Raw genomic sequence first — 13,301 nt, 5'->3', positions numbered from 1 at the left:
ACGGCGGCCCCTGCGGGCCGCCGTCGTCGTGTAAGAATCTCGCCGAGGTGAGGCGACATCGACGGCTTACTCTTGACGACGCTGCTGCCCCTGGTCGGCTTCGTCGCGCTGACCGCGGGCAACGCGTTCTTCGTCGCGGCCGAGTTCGCCCTGGTCACGGTCGATCGCGCGGAGATCGACCGGCGGGCCGCCGCGGGCGACCAGGCAGCCCTGACGGTACGCACGGCGCTGCGCGAACTGTCCTTCCAACTCTCCGGGGCGCAGCTCGGCATCACCATCACGGCGCTGCTCACCGGCTACCTGGCAGAGCCGGCCCTGGCCCGGCTCTTCGGCCCGCTGTTGCGTCCGTTGGTCGGGGACAGCACCGAGCGGTTCACGCCGTTCCTCGCCCTGGCCCTGGCAACGTTGATCTCCATGCTCTTCGGTGAGCTGGTGCCGAAGAACGCGGCGCTGGCCCGGCCCATGCCGGCGGCGTTGGCCACGGCCGGCCCGATGCACACCTTCTCGCGGACGTTCGGCTGGGTGATCCGGGGATTGAACGGCTCGGCGAACCGGCTGGTCCGTGCGCTCGGTGTGGAGCCGCAGGAGGAGCTGGCCAGTGCCCGCTCGCCCGAGGAGTTGGGCCTGCTGGCGGCCATCTCGGCCCGGGCCGGCGCGTTGCCGACGGACACCGCGATGCTGCTGCGGCGCACCATCCGGTTCGGCGACAAGCGGGCCGCCGAGGCGATGACCCCCCGGGTGGACGTGGTCGCGTTGCGCGTCACGGCCACCGTGGCCGAGCTACTCGAGGAGTCCCGGCGGACCGGGCGGACCCGCTTCCCGGTGTACGAGGAGACCCTGGACCTGGTCACCGGAGTGGCCGGTGTGCCCGACGCGCTGGGCGTGCCGCTGGCCGACCGGGCGTCGACCATGGTCGGCGCGGTGGCCCGCGAGCCGGTGTACGTACCGGAGAGCCTGAACCTGGACGGTGTGCTGGCCGCGTTGAAGGCGGCCGGGGCCGACCTGGCCATCGTGGTCGACGAGTACGGCGGCACGGACGGTGTGGTGACCGTGGAGGACCTCGTCGAGGAGTTGGTCGGGGAGATCGCCGACGAGTTCGACCCGGCCAGCGTCGACGACACCGGTCCGGCCGAGCTGACCGTGCCCGGCGGTGAGCGCACCGTCCTGGTCGACGGGGTGCTGCGCTCCGACGAGTTGGCCGAGCAGACCGGCTTCCGGCTGCCCGAGGGCCCGTACGAGACGTTGGCCGGGTTCCTGATGGCCCGGCTCGGGCACATTCCGTTGGCCGGCGAGACGGTCGAGGCGGGCGGTTGGGAATTCACCGTGGTGGAGGTGGAGCGGCACCGGATCGAGCAGGTCCGGGTGTTGCGCCCGGCGGAGCCGGACGACGATGACTGAGCTGCTGGTGACCGTGCTGCTGCTGCTCGGCAACGGGTTCTTCGTGGGCAGCGAGTTCGCGCTCATCGCGTCCCGCCGGACGGTGATCGAGCCGCTGGCCGCCGGATCGAAGCGTGCCCGGTGGGCGCTGTCGGCGATGAACCAGATTCCGTTGATGATCGCTGGCGCGCAGCTCGGCATCACGGTCTGCTCGTTGGGCCTGGGCGCGATTGCCGAGCCGGCGCTTGCCCACCTGCTGGAGCCACCGTTCCACGCGGCCGGCCTGCCCGAGCGGGCGGTGCACCCGGTGGCGTTCGTGCTGGCGTTGGGCGTGGTCGTCTTTCTGCACACGGTCGTCGGTGAGATGGTGCCGAAGAACATCACGCTGGCCGGTCCGGAGGTCTCCGCACTCTGGCTCGGCCCGGCGATGCTGGCGTTCTGTGTGGCCACCAAGCCGCTGCTGCTGGCGATGAAGTGGGCGGCCCGCCGGGTGCTCGCGTTCTGGCGGATCGAGGCGTCCGAGGCGGTGAAGACGGTGTTCACCGCCGAGGAGTTGGCCGGGCTCGTCTCCCAGGCGCGTACCGAGGGTCTGCTCGACGAGGAGCAGCACGTGCGGATCACCGGTGCCCTGGCCCTGCACACCCGCACGGCGGCGGACGCCCTGCAGCCGTGGTCGACGGTGGTGACGGTGGCCGAGGACGTCTCGCCGGCGTCGCTGGAGGTGTTGGCGACCCGGACCGGTCGGTCCCGGTTCCCGGTGGTGCAGAGGTCCACCCGTCGGGTGCTCGGCTTCGTGCACGTCAAGGACGTGCTCGGGTACGCCGGGCAGGGGCGCCGGTCGCCGGTGCCGGCCCAGGTCTACCGGCCGCTGGCGGTGGTGCCGCCGGAGCGTACGTTGGCCGACCTGCTGCTGGCCATGCGCCGCGAGCGGCGGCACATGGTGCTGGTCAGCGACGGTCGGCGCCCTCTCGGTGTGGTCACACTCGATGACGTATTGACTGCAATCGTTGGGTGAGGTGCCAATACCCTTGGTGTGCAAGCGGTTGCACGACAGTGATGGTGTCGCCGCTCGCCTTGATTACCGCCCCGACCTTCCCTAATGTGAGGCACCGACCGCTGTGGGTCGTCTGCCTCGGCCTTCCCTCACGCGAGGCGCCCGGCGGTCGGTTGCAAAGGAGTCGATGCCGGTGGCAACCATGCCCCCTCATCGTCACGACCTGAAAGCGTCTGCTCGGTCGGGTGGCCTGCGTCGCACCGCCCACCGTCTGCTCGTTCTGGTCGCCGCCGCGGCGGTCGGGGCCGGTCTGCTGGCCGCGCCGGCACACGCCGAGCCCACGGTCGACGAGATCGAAGCGCAGATCGACAAGAAGTGGGAGCAGTTGGAGCCCACCATCGAGCAGTACAACAAGGTTCGGGCGCAGCTGAAGGTCAACCGGAAGAAGTCGACGGACCTGCAGAAGAAGATCGAGCCGCTTGCGCTGCAGAGCGAGTTGGCGCTCAACCGGGTCGGCGACCTCGCCTCCCGCTACTACATCTCGGGCCCGTCGCACGACATCGGCGCACTGCTGGTCAGCGCCAAGCCAGACACGCTGACCGAGCAGCTCACCGTCCTCGACCGGCTGGCCTCGCAGGAGCGCAAAGAGGTCGAGAGCGTGCTGGCCGTGCGGGCCAAGTACGACGGCGAGAAGCAGAAGCTGGACGCGCTGATCGTCACCCAGACCAAGCAGCAGAACGACCTGGCGGCCAAGAAGAAGCAGATCGACGCCGAGATCAAGCAGCTCGAGGCGTCGATGCCCAAGACCACGGTCGTGACCGCGGCCTGCCCGACCATCAACGGAGTGGTCAGTGCGGCCGCCCGTACCGCGATCAGGACCGCCTGCGGGAAGGTCGGCAAGCCGTACGTCTGGGGCGCCACCGGCCCGAACTCGTTCGACTGCTCGGGGCTGACCCAGTACGCCTACAAGGCCGCCGGGATCAGCCTCACCCACCACACCGGTGACCAGTGGAACGAGGGCAAGGCCATCTCGCGAGCCGACGCCCGCCCCGGTGACCTGGTCTTCTTCTTCGCCGGCCTGAGTCATGTCGGGCTGTATCTGGGCAACAACCAGATGGTGCACGCCCCCCGGGCCGGCAAACCGGTGCAGGTGTCCAGCATCAACACGATGCCGGTCGCCGGGTTCCGCAGACCCGGCTGATCCCCACAGGCACGACGACGGCCCCCGGTCACCGACCGGGGGCCGTCGTGGTTATCGGTGGAGCGCGTGGCGTCTCAGCGGGGCGCGCCCACCGGTGACGGCAGCAGCTGCACGTCGGCTAGATCGACGTACATGATGCGGTGGCCGAACTGGATCTGCGCGTAACGGTTCTGGCCGCGGATCACCGTCCAGTCACCCGGCGAGGAGCCGTCGAACGTGCTGGCCCGGTAGTACTCGCCGGCCAGAACCGCGCCGACGGCGTACCGCTGCCCGGCGGACAGCGTGTACTGGAGTGGTGAGATCGCCTGGTAGGGCACCCCGGCCGGGTAGGCGGCCTGCTCCGGGTACGCCCGCCCGTACACCGGGATGGTGGCCCGTCCGGGCTTCGGGGTGGCCACCACGCCGACGGTCCAGCTGGCGGTCGGCGCGGACGCCGGGTTGTGGAACCAGGCCCGCTGACCGAGATACCAGATCGCCGTCCAGTCGCCCTGCCGGCCGGCGAGCGCGTACGTCTGACCGGCGGAGGCCCGGGCGCCGTGATCGGACACCTCCATCGTGTTCGGGGTGCCGTTTGGGCGGAGCGCGATGTCGTTGACCAGTGGGGCGTCCGCGGACGGCGCGCTGCGCAGCACCACGGCCGAGGAGCCGCGTGGCGCGCACGGCACGCCGACGGTGACGCAGCCGATGAACGCCGGCTGGTTGGTGGCGTAGTCCGGGTCGATCCGGACCAGCCCGGTGGCCGGGGTGCCGGTGTCCAGCCGAGGGGCGTGCAGCAGGTCGAAGTAGTGCGTCCAGTCCCAGTACGGGCCCGGGTCCCAGTGCATCCCGCGCACGGTCGAGGCGACGGTGCCGGGCACGTTGTCGTGGCCGATGATGTGCTGGCGGTCCAGGGGGATGCCCAGCCGCAGCGCCAGGTGCCGGACCAGCTTCGCCGAGGTCCGGTACATCGCCTCGGTGTACCAGGTGCCCTGCGCCGCGAAGCCCTCGTGTTCCAGGCCGATCGACTTGGCGTTCACGTACCAGTTGCCGGCGTGCCAGCCGACGTCCTTGGTCTTCACGTGCTGGGCGACGTGCCCGTCGACCGATCGCAGTGAGTAGTGCCAGCTCACGTACGTCGGGTCCTGGACGAGTTGCAGGGTGGTCGCCCAGCTCGCCTCGGTGTCGTGGATGACGATGTACTCGATCTTCTGCCGCGCGGGCCGGTCGGAGAGGTCGTGGTTGCCGTAGTCGCCGTCGCCGAACGCCTCGTAGGGCGCCGGGATCCACTCGCAGGAGATGGTGCGAGGGCATTCCAGCCCGTCCGGGCGAGCCAGGCGGCGCAAGCCCAGCCGGTCCAACCAGGAACGCTGCGGCTGCACCGCGCGGGCCGGCAGCGTGATGCGCTGGCCATCGTCGGTCACCCGGGACTCGCCAGCGCCGATGGTGGTGAAGACCTCGTCGGCGAAGGCCGCCGCGGCGTCAGCGCTGTCCGCGCCGGCGTAGCGGGCCACCGCGCCGTACCAGGCCGCCGGGTCGGTGTCGGCACCGACCGGCGCGCCCAACTCCCTCTGGTACGCCCCGAGCAGCGCGGCCCCGCCCCGGATGTTGACGCCCGCATCGGTGCGCAGTGCCTCGGGGGCGGCGCCGGTCAGCGCGGCGGCGGCGTCCACGGTCTGCAACGCGGCGGCGGGCGGCGCGGGATCCTCGGCCGGCCGGGGGGCGGGCAGCCTCGCGGAGCGGGAGTCGTCGCCGCGTGGGTCCTCGGTGCCGGCGTCGTGGTGGCCGCGCCCGGGCAGGGCCGCCACGTGCCGGGCGTCGGTGAGGTGCATCGGGCCGTAGCCGCCGCTGGTGCTCGGTGTGCCGGCGTTGCTGTCCCAGCGGGACTCCAGATAGGAGACGCCGAGCAGCACGACGGTCGGCACACCGTACTCGGTCGCCGCGGCGGCGTACTGCTGCTGGCGGTCGACGGTGGGCGCGGCGGCGGCCGGGCCGGAGGGTAGCGGCACCGCGGTCGCGGCGGCGACCACGGCGGCGGCGAGCAGTGCGCGCCGGCCGGTCGACAGGGTTGAGTGGCGCATCGAACCCCCTAGATGTTGCGAGTGAAGGTGAGGTCACCTTCGCGCCGCCCGGGAGTCTGCGTCAATACCTTTCCATGTATCGAGGTATTTGGAAAAAAATCTTCACACACGGTCGGTGACCCTTTCGGATCGGTACGGAGTGTCACGGCCGCACGGGTTGCGGATCGGTAACAGCCGTCTCTACTCTGGTCATTTGTCGGCCCGATAGCAGGTCCGCCCAGCCCGGGCGGTAACGGACCGACACCGCCGAGTCGCTTCCGAGCGAACCGGGGACCCAGGTTCTCCCGGGGTGAATCCGCAGCCATTGCGGTAGGGCGCCAACTTCCCGCCCGAACCCGTCAGCTAACCCGGTAGGCGGTCAGGAAGAAGGAGTACGGAACCCGGTGGCACTCCATGCCCCGCGGCCGTCGTCCGAGCGGTCGGCGTCAGCCGGCCCGACGTCGATCGTGCCGCGCCCACGCTGGTCCCGCTTCACCACGGCCCTCGCCGCACTGGCCGGCGTCGCCGTCGTCCTGACCGGCAGCGCCACGGCGGCCCACGCGGACCCGTCCGTCGCCGAGATCGAGCGCCAGATCGACGCCGACTGGAACAAGCTCGAACCGATCATCGAACGGCACAACGCCACCCGAACCGACCTGGCTGCCAAGCGCAAGCAGGCCGACGCGCTGGCCGCCCGGATCGCCCCGCTGGAGCGCGAGGTCGACGCGGCGATGGACAAGGTCAGCGCCATCGCCGTCCGTGCGTACAAGGGCGAGAACGTCTCCACCGTCAACGCGATGTTGGGCAGCCGGTCACCCAGCGAGGTGGTCGGCCAGCTGGAGATGCTCGACCGGTTCGCGCACAACCAGCAGCAGGACGTGCGGCAGGTCGCGGACCTGCGCGACGAGCTGGCCCAGCAGAAGGCGCCGCTGGACGAGATGGTGGCCCAGCTGACCCGCACCGAAGCTCAGTTGGCGGCGAAGAAGAAGCAGATCAACGAGGAGATCGACCGGCTGCAGAAGCTGCGCCTCAAGGTGTATGGCAACGGTGGCGGCGGTTCGCTGCGCCCGGCGCCCTGCCCTGGCAGCTACCCCGGCGGCGCCGCGGGCACGGCCGTCAAGTTCGCCTGCGCCCAGATCGGCAAGCCCTACGTGTGGGGCGCCGAGGGCCCGAACTCGTACGACTGCTCCGGGCTGATGCTGGCCGCCTGGGCCAAGGCTGGCGTGTCGCTGCCGCACAACGCCGCCGCGCAGAGCCGCGTCACCAAGGACGTCAGCAAGGCCAACCTGCGCCCCGGCGACCTGGTCTTCTACTACAGCGACATCCACCACGTCGGCATGTACGTCGGCGGTGGCTGGGTGGTGCACGCCTCGCAGGCTGGTCAACCGGTCAAGATGAAGAAGGTCGACGACGGCCCGATCCACAGCTACGGCCGCCCAGGCTGACCCATTCCCGACGCATGAGGGCCCGTCGCGATCCGTTCGCGGCGGGCCCTCGTCGTGCGTTCAGGGATCAGCGGGTGGGCCAGGCGCGCCAGTTCTGCCAGGCGCGGCTCGGCGTCGGCCCACGTTGGCCCTGGTAGCGCGAACCGTAGACCGCCGAGCCGTACGGGTGCTCGGCCGGCGAGGAGAGCCGGAAGATGCAGAGCTGCCCGATCTTCATGCCCGGCCAGAGGGTGATCGGCAGGTTCGCCACATTGGAGAGCTCCAGCGTCACGTGACCGGAGAAACCCGGGTCGATGAAGCCGGCGGTGGAGTGCGTGAGCAGCCCGAGCCGGCCCAGTGAGCTCTTTCCTTCCAGCCGGCCGGCGAGCTGGTCGCCCAGCGAGATGACCTCCAGCGTCGAGGCGAGCACGAACTCCCCCGGGTGCAGCACGAACGGCTCGCCGTTGGGCACCTCGACCGCTGAGGTCAGGTCGTCCTGCTGCATCGCCGGATCGATGTGGGTGTAAAGGTGGTTGTTGAAGACCCGGAACAGTCGGTCGAGTCTCACGTCGATGCTGGACGGTTGGACCAGGGTGGGCTCGAACGGCTCCAGGCCCAGCGTGCCGGCCTTGATCTCGGAGACCAGGTCGCGGTCGGAGAGCAGCATCGGACCACCATAGCGAGGTAGGCGGTGACCAGCGTGTCGAGGTCGCTCTTCGTACATTTGTTCGATAGAATGCCCACATGGCTTCCTGGTCCGACTTCGCCGCCGACGAGCCCCGACTCGCCGACGGGATCCGCGTTCTCCTTCAGCAGTACGGGCCGGGCTTCGGCTATCTGGCCACGGTCCGCGCCGACGGTGGGCCCCGGGTCCATCCGGTCTCCCCGGTCATCACCGACGAGGGCCTCTTCTGCTTCGTCATCGACTCTCCGAAGCGCCGTGACCTCGAACGGGACGGCCGTTACGCGCTGCACTCGTTCCCTCCGGAGGAGAGCGACGACGAGGCGTACGTGGCGGGGCGCGCCCATCCGGTGACCGACCCGACGCGGGTGGCACGGTTGGCGCAGGGCGCCCGTGCGGAGCCGCAGGTCGACTGGCGGCTGTTCGAGTTCACCGTCGACGTGGCGATGCTGACCCGCCGCGAGCAGCACACCGCGGGCATTCCGGGTCTCGCGCCGGGTCGGCCGGCCGTTCGGGTCTGGCTCGACCCGCACGCCCCGTCGGCGGCGGCCGCGCCGCTCGTCGTACCGCAGACGCGCCCGACCCGTCTCAACCGCGACGTCCAGTACACGGCCGCCTGACCACGGCCGGACCCTGAGGCGGAGACGCCGGTGCCGACTCCGTCACGACGGAGCCGGCACCGGGTGTACGCGGAAGAGTTACGCCGCGCGGTACGCGTTCCACGCGGTCAGCATGCGGGTCGCCTGCCCCGGGGTGAACTGGTACATGCACGAGTCGTAGGTGTAGTCCATGAAGTTGGTGATCGGGTCCAGCCCGGTCGCCGAGCAGGTGTTCCGCCCGGTCGGGCACTGGTACGCGGGCGACGCCTCGGCCGGGGTGTCACTGACGCTGTCACCCGAGCCACCGCAACCACCCTGGAAGGTGTGGTACAGGTTCAGCCAGTGCCCCACCTCGTGAGTGCCGGTGTCGCCCTGGTTGTAGTTGGTCGCGGTGCCGCCCGGCAGGGACTCGTTCAGCGCGACCACGCCGTCCATGGTGTTCAGGTTCCGCTGCGGGAAGGTTGCCCAGCCCAGCAGGTCGTTGCTCAGCTCGCCGAGGTAGATGTTGAGCGTGTTCTTGCCGCCCACCCGCAGCGAGGACTTCATCGACCGCTCCGCCGACGAGCCCTGCACGATCGGGTACCACGACGGGTTCGTCACCCGGTTGATCTTGTCGAGCCGGAAGGCGAACGCGGTGACCGCGCCGCCGGTGCCCCCGGCGTACGCCTGGTTGAGCACACTGATCTGCGAGGTGATCAGCGAGTCCGGGATGTTGCCGCCGGCCCGGGTGCTGTTCTCCTGGATCACGTGCACCACCACCGGGATGGTGACGGTGGCCAGCGCCATCGCGCCGGCACCCGTGCGGAAGCTGGCGCGCTCGCGCAGCGCCGCCGCCAGGTCGGCTTCCCGCTGGCGGACCTGCGTGGCGGTCAGCTCGTTCGGGTCGTGCTTGGCTGCGGCACCGGGCTTCGCCCGGGCGTTGGCGTGGCTGTCGGCGGGCTCCACGCAGGCGCCGCCGGGCGCCGCCGAGAAGGCCGAAGCGGCCGGAACGACGCCCACCGCAGCGGTGCTGAGCAGCAGCGCGAGGGTCGTCGACGCGACACCGGCGGCACGCCGGGTCAGCAGGTTGGGACGGAGTCCCATGGGCCCACCTCTTTCTGGCGGCGTGGCAGGGGGTGTGTCACGCCGTGGCTGGAAACGTGAGGCAGACGTTACAACTCATCGATCAATTTGAGAACGGCTATATGTTGCCGCCGGGAAACTTCTTTCCTCGGGGGAGGCCGGGCCGGCAGGGCGGCCGTCGCGCGGGGGTACCTGGGTGCACGGGCTCGGTGACTCGGGTACAGTGGTGCCGCTTGCGGGTGTAGTTCAATGGCAGAACATCAGCTTCCCAAGCTGACAGTGCGGGTTCGATTCCCGTCACCCGCTCCACACACGGAAGCCCTGGTCAGGACCAATGGTCCCGCCAGGGCTTCCGTAGTTCTAGGTCGTGCTGAAACAGGGATGGGCCATTAGCGGGCCATTAGGCACCCGCGTGGGGCGGAGTTGAGGGTGGAACGTGACGAAGTGATCGTCGTTGTGCAGCGGCTCATGGAGGGCGACTACACCGACGACGAGGCAAACGGCTGGCTGGACCGTCTCGAACGTGAGTTGGTCTGCCCGCACATCAGTGACCTCATATTTTGGCCCGATGAGCCGCTCTCGGCGGTCGACGTAGTAGACCGCGCCCTTGCCTATCGGCCATTCGAGATGGGCTCTGGCTAACGCTTGCTGGGCTTGCGCCGGGCAGCCTTGACCGCCTTGTCGATCGCGTCGGCGATGCCCTGGTCGGCCTCCCGGTTGGCGTGCTGGTAGATCAGCGCGGCACGCGGGCTGTCGTGCCCCATCCGAGCCATGATGTCGCGCAGGCTCGCGCCCGGTGCCCGCGACGCGAGCGTGTTGCCGGTGTGTCGCAGCTCGTGGAAGTGCAGGCCGGGCACACCAACGGCGGCGACTGCCTCGGGCCACTTGACCAGCTTGTTGAAGTTGCCGCGCCAGAGGTTTTGGCCGCTCTCGCCGGTGAACACGAACGCCTCGGGTGCCTCGCCGACGTGGCCGCTCATGTGCTGTTTCAGCACAGGCAGGGCCGCTTTGGGCAGGGCAACGGTTCGCACGCCCGCCCGCGACTTCGGCGGGCCGAGGATCAGGCCGGTACCCCGGTGCTCGACGAACGCCTGTCGCACCCGCACCGTGCCGGCCGCTAAGTCGATGTCGCAGTGTCGCAGGGCGACCGCCTCGCCCCACCGCAGGCACCCGAACGTGGTGACCAGGATCAGCGCTCGGAAGCGCTCCGGCATCCGCTCGGCCAGCGCGAAGATCTGCGGAACGGTGAGAACCGGCCGCTCTGCGGACTTCTCCTGGTCGGCACCGACGACGCGGCACGGGTTGATCCTGATCAGTTCGTCCTCCTTGACGGCGGTCATCAGGACCGCGCGTAGCAGCCGGTACGCCTTGGCGGTCATGGTCACCGACACGCCCTCGGCCAGCAGTCGCGCCCGCCACTCGCGGACCATAGGCGTGTCGATCCGGTTGAGCGGCATGTCGCCGAGGTGCGGCGTGATGTGTCTGCCGAGGGTCCAGCGGTACAGGTGCACGGTCCGGGGCCGCAGGTTCGGCCGCTCGGTGATCCACCGCTCGGCGTAGTCGCGTAGCCGGATCTTGCCGCGTTCAGGGTCGATCCACTCGCCCCGCATCATCTGGGCCTCGATCAGCGACAGGTACTTTTCGGCCTCGGGCTTGCGGGCGAACGTCTGCGGGGCGGAGCGCATCCGTCCGTCCGGGCCGGGGTAGCGAGCCTGGTAGCGGCCGGACTCGCGCTTACGGATGTTGCCGAATCGGCGGTGTCCCTTTTGGTTGGCCATGATCAGGCGACACTCCTCAATCCGCGCCAGACGGTCTCTGCGGTCATGGGCTCGACTCGTCCGGCGTGGACGAATGCGGCCAGGTCGGCGGGGTCGATTCGGATCGACCGGCCGAGGCGATGGAACGCGATCTGTCGCTCGGCAACGGGCTGAGCACGCGGCGGCAACGGCGGTAATTGCTCTACGTCGGCACCTAAGCGGAACTACCGCACATCCGGAGGCGTTGTCCGTTCTGGGCTCGCTACACCTAGCGTTGGCACTGGTTCACGCACGGGCAGGAAATCGGGCAGACGCCCGGCGGGAGATAGAGCATGCCCGGCAGGTAGCCGCACAGCTTGGTGTCGACCGGAATGACTTGAATCTCGAATTCGGGCGAACCAACGTCGACATTCAGGCAGTGTCAATCGCGGTTGAACTTGGCGATGCAGGAGAGGCCATCGACATCGGAGAACGGATCAACGCCGAACGGTTGTCGACGGAACGCCGTGCGCGACTAGCGATGGATCTCGGCCGTGCCTATGCGCAGCGGAGGCAGGGCGGCGAGGCGTTGGCGCACTTGCTCGAAGCCGAGAAGTTGGCACCGGAACTCATCCACACTCATGTTGCCGCCCGGAAGGCGATCCGCGAACTGATCCTGGTCGCCGGACGTGCGGCATCACCAGAGCTGAAGTCGCTCGCGGAAAGGGCGGATGCGCAGCCGTAACCTCCTGGTGTCCCCGCTGTCCCCCGTGTCCCCGCTGTCCCCCGAGAGGTGCTGAACTGCGGAAACAACGGGAGACAGCTAGTGGGTAGCTGTCCCCTGGCAGGTCGGTCGCGGGCGGAAGCACCGTCACTCGTTGCTTGGATTCGGAAAACTCCGGAAAAGGGCGCGGAGGGCATCCGCCGCCTCGGCGTTAAGTTTCTCAAATTCCGTCAACGCGTCATCGATTCGGCAATTAGTAGATTCGTACGACTCGGAGAGTAAGTCCTGCAAATGCCTTTCGGCCGCCTCCCGCAAACCGTCCGACGGTTCCGGCTCCAAAATCCGCTCAGGGGGCGTCCAACTGAGAGGCGCTTCGCGCTCCTCTTTCCATGAGCGCAACAAATCTGCGGTGTAGCGGTCACTGGCAAGGCGATCGACGACTGCATGGTGAGCAAGGCATAGCAAAATTAGGTTTGAGAATGAATTGGCCTCCTTGGTTGACATGGAGGCGGAGAAGCGCGGAGACTCGGGAGTAACTCCTGATATGTGGGCAATGTTTGCGTTAAGCGCAGGCGTGCCATCGATAAGTCGAACGATGGGCTCTTCGCACCCAGGGTAATAGCATTTCCCGTTCGAGAAGGCAATAAGTCCGAGTTGATCCGATCTGCTGATTACCACATCTCACCGTCCAATCGCGAGCCGTTTCCATCGTTAGCTTCGTCTTTCCCGGCCGAGCCAGAGGGGTTGCGCTGCTCCGGCATGTGAACTTCGATCATATGGAACCTCATTGCTGACAGGAGGCGAGCCTTTGACCTCTCCGATTCTTCTCGCCGATTCTGCCCGTCAAGCGCAGCTTTTGAAGAGGAAATCAAGCACACGTTAAGCTCGCGGGTTAGCTTGACTACGGTCTCGTGACCAAACAGCTCTAGATCACGCAGAGCTGTTCTGAACTTTCGACTCGCAGTCATGTACGCGGCAACATGCGGAGAAGCGGCGGACGCTTCGCTAGCGCTTCCGACTTGCACCTTCGGCAGTCTCGTGCCGGCGAGATCCCGATTCGCGTCCATCCACTCGTCGGCGGCCTCGATCAGCCGCGTATATGCGCCCCTACGTTCGGACCACAGCACTTTGTTCCTGTCCTCAAGGGCGACATGAGCCCACTTCTCCAGCTCCGTTAAGCGTTTCAACTCGGCTTCTCTCGCCTGCCAGCGCAGTTGTCTCTTGCTCGTGAGGTACTGAAATCCTCCAGCGACCAGCGCGCCAAATAACGTACCACCAACAGCTATTATGCTAATCAAGTACGGATTTACACCTTGAGCGGCCATACCGGGCGGGCTCCCTTGTTGGACTCGGCAGGGTTGCCTGGATGCCCCAGTATGAGCCGTCGTGTCACGCAACGAGCACGCAAGCTGCACTGACCTTCGTAGGGACCGATGGTCCCGCTAAGGCTTCGGCGTATTTGGGGG

13 protein-coding genes, 1 tRNA gene and 1 riboswitch are annotated in these 13,301 nt (G+C 68.3%); of the genes, 8 read left to right on the top strand and 6 right to left on the bottom strand.

Annotated features, from left to right (window positions below; translation table 11 throughout):
• Positions 1 to 72 precede the first annotated feature (72 nt).
• The 3 genes from ABZS37_RS08730 (at position 73) to ABZS37_RS08720 (ending at position 3,572) form a co-directional block, all read left to right on the top strand.
• The gene (locus ABZS37_RS08730; RefSeq protein ID WP_355166954.1) at positions 73 to 1,398 is read left to right on the top strand and encodes a hemolysin family protein; all 1,326 of its coding nucleotides are present in this window, start codon (positions 73 to 75) and stop codon (positions 1,396 to 1,398) included.
• Positions 1,391 to 2,392, top strand: coding sequence for a hemolysin family protein (locus ABZS37_RS08725; RefSeq protein ID WP_355166952.1), 1,002 nt, complete (start codon positions 1,391 to 1,393; stop codon positions 2,390 to 2,392). Before ABZS37_RS08730 ends, ABZS37_RS08725 begins: the two co-directional genes overlap by 8 nt.
• A 166-nt stretch (positions 2,393 to 2,558) precedes the next feature.
• On the top strand, positions 2,559 to 3,572 hold the full coding sequence (locus tag ABZS37_RS08720) for an NlpC/P60 family protein (RefSeq protein WP_355166950.1): 1,014 nt from the start codon (positions 2,559 to 2,561) through the stop codon (positions 3,570 to 3,572).
• Between the two features lie 74 nt (positions 3,573 to 3,646).
• Here the strand turns inward: ABZS37_RS08720 and ABZS37_RS08715 are convergent, their stop codons facing one another.
• Positions 3,647 to 5,629 carry a peptidoglycan recognition family protein gene (locus tag ABZS37_RS08715; protein WP_355166948.1) on the bottom strand — a complete coding sequence of 661 codons (1,983 nt, stop codon included), beginning with the start codon at positions 5,627 to 5,629 and terminating at the stop codon, positions 3,647 to 3,649.
• 234 nt (positions 5,630 to 5,863) lie between these two features.
• Positions 5,864 to 6,000, top strand: a riboswitch (cyclic di-AMP (ydaO/yuaA leader).
• Between the two features lie 12 nt (positions 6,001 to 6,012).
• Between ABZS37_RS08715 and ABZS37_RS08710 the strand changes: the two genes are divergently transcribed.
• On the top strand, positions 6,013 to 7,053 hold the full coding sequence (locus ABZS37_RS08710) for an NlpC/P60 family protein (protein ID WP_355166946.1): 1,041 nt from the start codon (positions 6,013 to 6,015) through the stop codon (positions 7,051 to 7,053).
• A gap of 67 nt (positions 7,054 to 7,120) precedes the next feature.
• On the opposite strand, the gene dcd is transcribed toward ABZS37_RS08710, so the two are convergent.
• Complete coding sequence (gene dcd, locus ABZS37_RS08705; RefSeq protein ID WP_355166944.1) at positions 7,121 to 7,699, bottom strand: dCTP deaminase; 579 nt, start codon at positions 7,697 to 7,699, stop codon at positions 7,121 to 7,123.
• 77 nt (positions 7,700 to 7,776) lie between these two features.
• Here dcd and ABZS37_RS08700 point away from each other — a divergent pair, with 77 nt between their 5' ends.
• Positions 7,777 to 8,334, top strand: a complete 558-nt coding sequence (locus ABZS37_RS08700; RefSeq protein ID WP_355166942.1) for a pyridoxamine 5'-phosphate oxidase family protein — start codon at positions 7,777 to 7,779, stop codon at positions 8,332 to 8,334.
• Positions 8,335 to 8,412: 78 nt separating this feature from the next.
• Here ABZS37_RS08700 and ABZS37_RS08695 read toward each other — a convergent pair whose 3' ends face one another.
• Positions 8,413 to 9,396 (bottom strand): zinc metalloprotease, encoded by a 984-nt coding sequence (locus ABZS37_RS08695; RefSeq protein ID WP_355166940.1) that lies wholly within the window; start codon positions 9,394 to 9,396, stop codon positions 8,413 to 8,415.
• Positions 9,397 to 9,610: 214 nt separating this feature from the next.
• Here ABZS37_RS08695 and ABZS37_RS08690 point away from each other — a divergent pair.
• Both ABZS37_RS08690 and ABZS37_RS08685 read left to right on the top strand, forming a co-directional pair.
• Positions 9,611 to 9,684: transfer RNA gene (locus ABZS37_RS08690), tRNA-Gly, on the top strand.
• A gap of 120 nt (positions 9,685 to 9,804) precedes the next feature.
• Positions 9,805 to 10,017 (top strand): e9imm peptide, encoded by a 213-nt coding sequence (locus ABZS37_RS08685; protein WP_355166938.1) that lies wholly within the window; start codon positions 9,805 to 9,807, stop codon positions 10,015 to 10,017.
• Here ABZS37_RS08685 and ABZS37_RS08680 read toward each other — a convergent pair.
• Positions 10,014 to 11,153 carry a tyrosine-type recombinase/integrase gene (locus ABZS37_RS08680; RefSeq protein ID WP_355166936.1) on the bottom strand — a complete coding sequence of 380 codons (1,140 nt, stop codon included), beginning with the start codon at positions 11,151 to 11,153 and terminating at the stop codon, positions 10,014 to 10,016. The genes ABZS37_RS08685 and ABZS37_RS08680 overlap by 4 nt on opposite strands.
• Positions 11,154 to 11,508: 355 nt before the next feature.
• Here ABZS37_RS08680 and ABZS37_RS08675 point away from each other — a divergent pair, with 355 nt between their 5' ends.
• A complete protein-coding gene (locus tag ABZS37_RS08675) occupies positions 11,509 to 11,856 on the top strand; it encodes a hypothetical protein (protein ID WP_355166934.1) in 348 nt (115 codons plus the stop codon).
• Between the two features lie 126 nt (positions 11,857 to 11,982).
• On the opposite strand, the gene ABZS37_RS08670 is transcribed toward ABZS37_RS08675, so the two are convergent.
• Both ABZS37_RS08670 and ABZS37_RS08665 read right to left on the bottom strand, forming a co-directional pair.
• Positions 11,983 to 12,339, bottom strand: coding sequence for a hypothetical protein (locus ABZS37_RS08670; RefSeq protein WP_355166932.1), 357 nt, complete (start codon positions 12,337 to 12,339; stop codon positions 11,983 to 11,985).
• A 167-nt stretch (positions 12,340 to 12,506) separates the two neighbouring features.
• On the bottom strand, positions 12,507 to 13,160 hold the full coding sequence (locus tag ABZS37_RS08665) for a hypothetical protein (RefSeq protein WP_355166930.1): 654 nt from the start codon (positions 13,158 to 13,160) through the stop codon (positions 12,507 to 12,509).
• Positions 13,161 to 13,301: the final 141 nt, after the last annotated feature.

Source organism: Micromonospora sp. NPDC005413, from assembly GCF_040606435.1.
GTDB lineage: Bacteria > Actinomycetota > Actinomycetes > Mycobacteriales > Micromonosporaceae > Micromonospora.
This window is presented reverse-complemented; position numbering and strand designations above follow the sequence as displayed.

What these genes read in the sequence shown, in the direction of transcription:
- ABZS37_RS08725 (WP_355166952.1), top strand. Translation starts at nt 1,391, where the DNA reads ATGACTGAGCTGCTGGTGACCGTGCTGCTGCTGCTCGGCAACGGGTTC.
- ABZS37_RS08720 (WP_355166950.1), top strand. Translation starts at nt 2,559, where the DNA reads ATGCCGGTGGCAACCATGCCCCCTCATCGTCACGACCTGAAAGCGTCT.
- ABZS37_RS08715 (WP_355166948.1), bottom strand. Translation starts at nt 5,629, where the DNA reads ATGCGCCACTCAACCCTGTCGACCGGCCGGCGCGCACTGCTCGCCGCC.
- dcd (WP_355166944.1), bottom strand. Translation starts at nt 7,699, where the DNA reads ATGCTGCTCTCCGACCGCGACCTGGTCTCCGAGATCAAGGCCGGCACG.
- ABZS37_RS08700 (WP_355166942.1), top strand. Translation starts at nt 7,777, where the DNA reads ATGGCTTCCTGGTCCGACTTCGCCGCCGACGAGCCCCGACTCGCCGAC.
- ABZS37_RS08695 (WP_355166940.1), bottom strand. Translation starts at nt 9,396, where the DNA reads ATGGGACTCCGTCCCAACCTGCTGACCCGGCGTGCCGCCGGTGTCGCG.
- ABZS37_RS08680 (WP_355166936.1), bottom strand. Translation starts at nt 11,153, where the DNA reads ATGGCCAACCAAAAGGGACACCGCCGATTCGGCAACATCCGTAAGCGC.
- ABZS37_RS08670 (WP_355166932.1), bottom strand. Translation starts at nt 12,339, where the DNA reads ATGTCAACCAAGGAGGCCAATTCATTCTCAAACCTAATTTTGCTATGC.
- ABZS37_RS08665 (WP_355166930.1), bottom strand. Translation starts at nt 13,160, where the DNA reads ATGGCCGCTCAAGGTGTAAATCCGTACTTGATTAGCATAATAGCTGTT.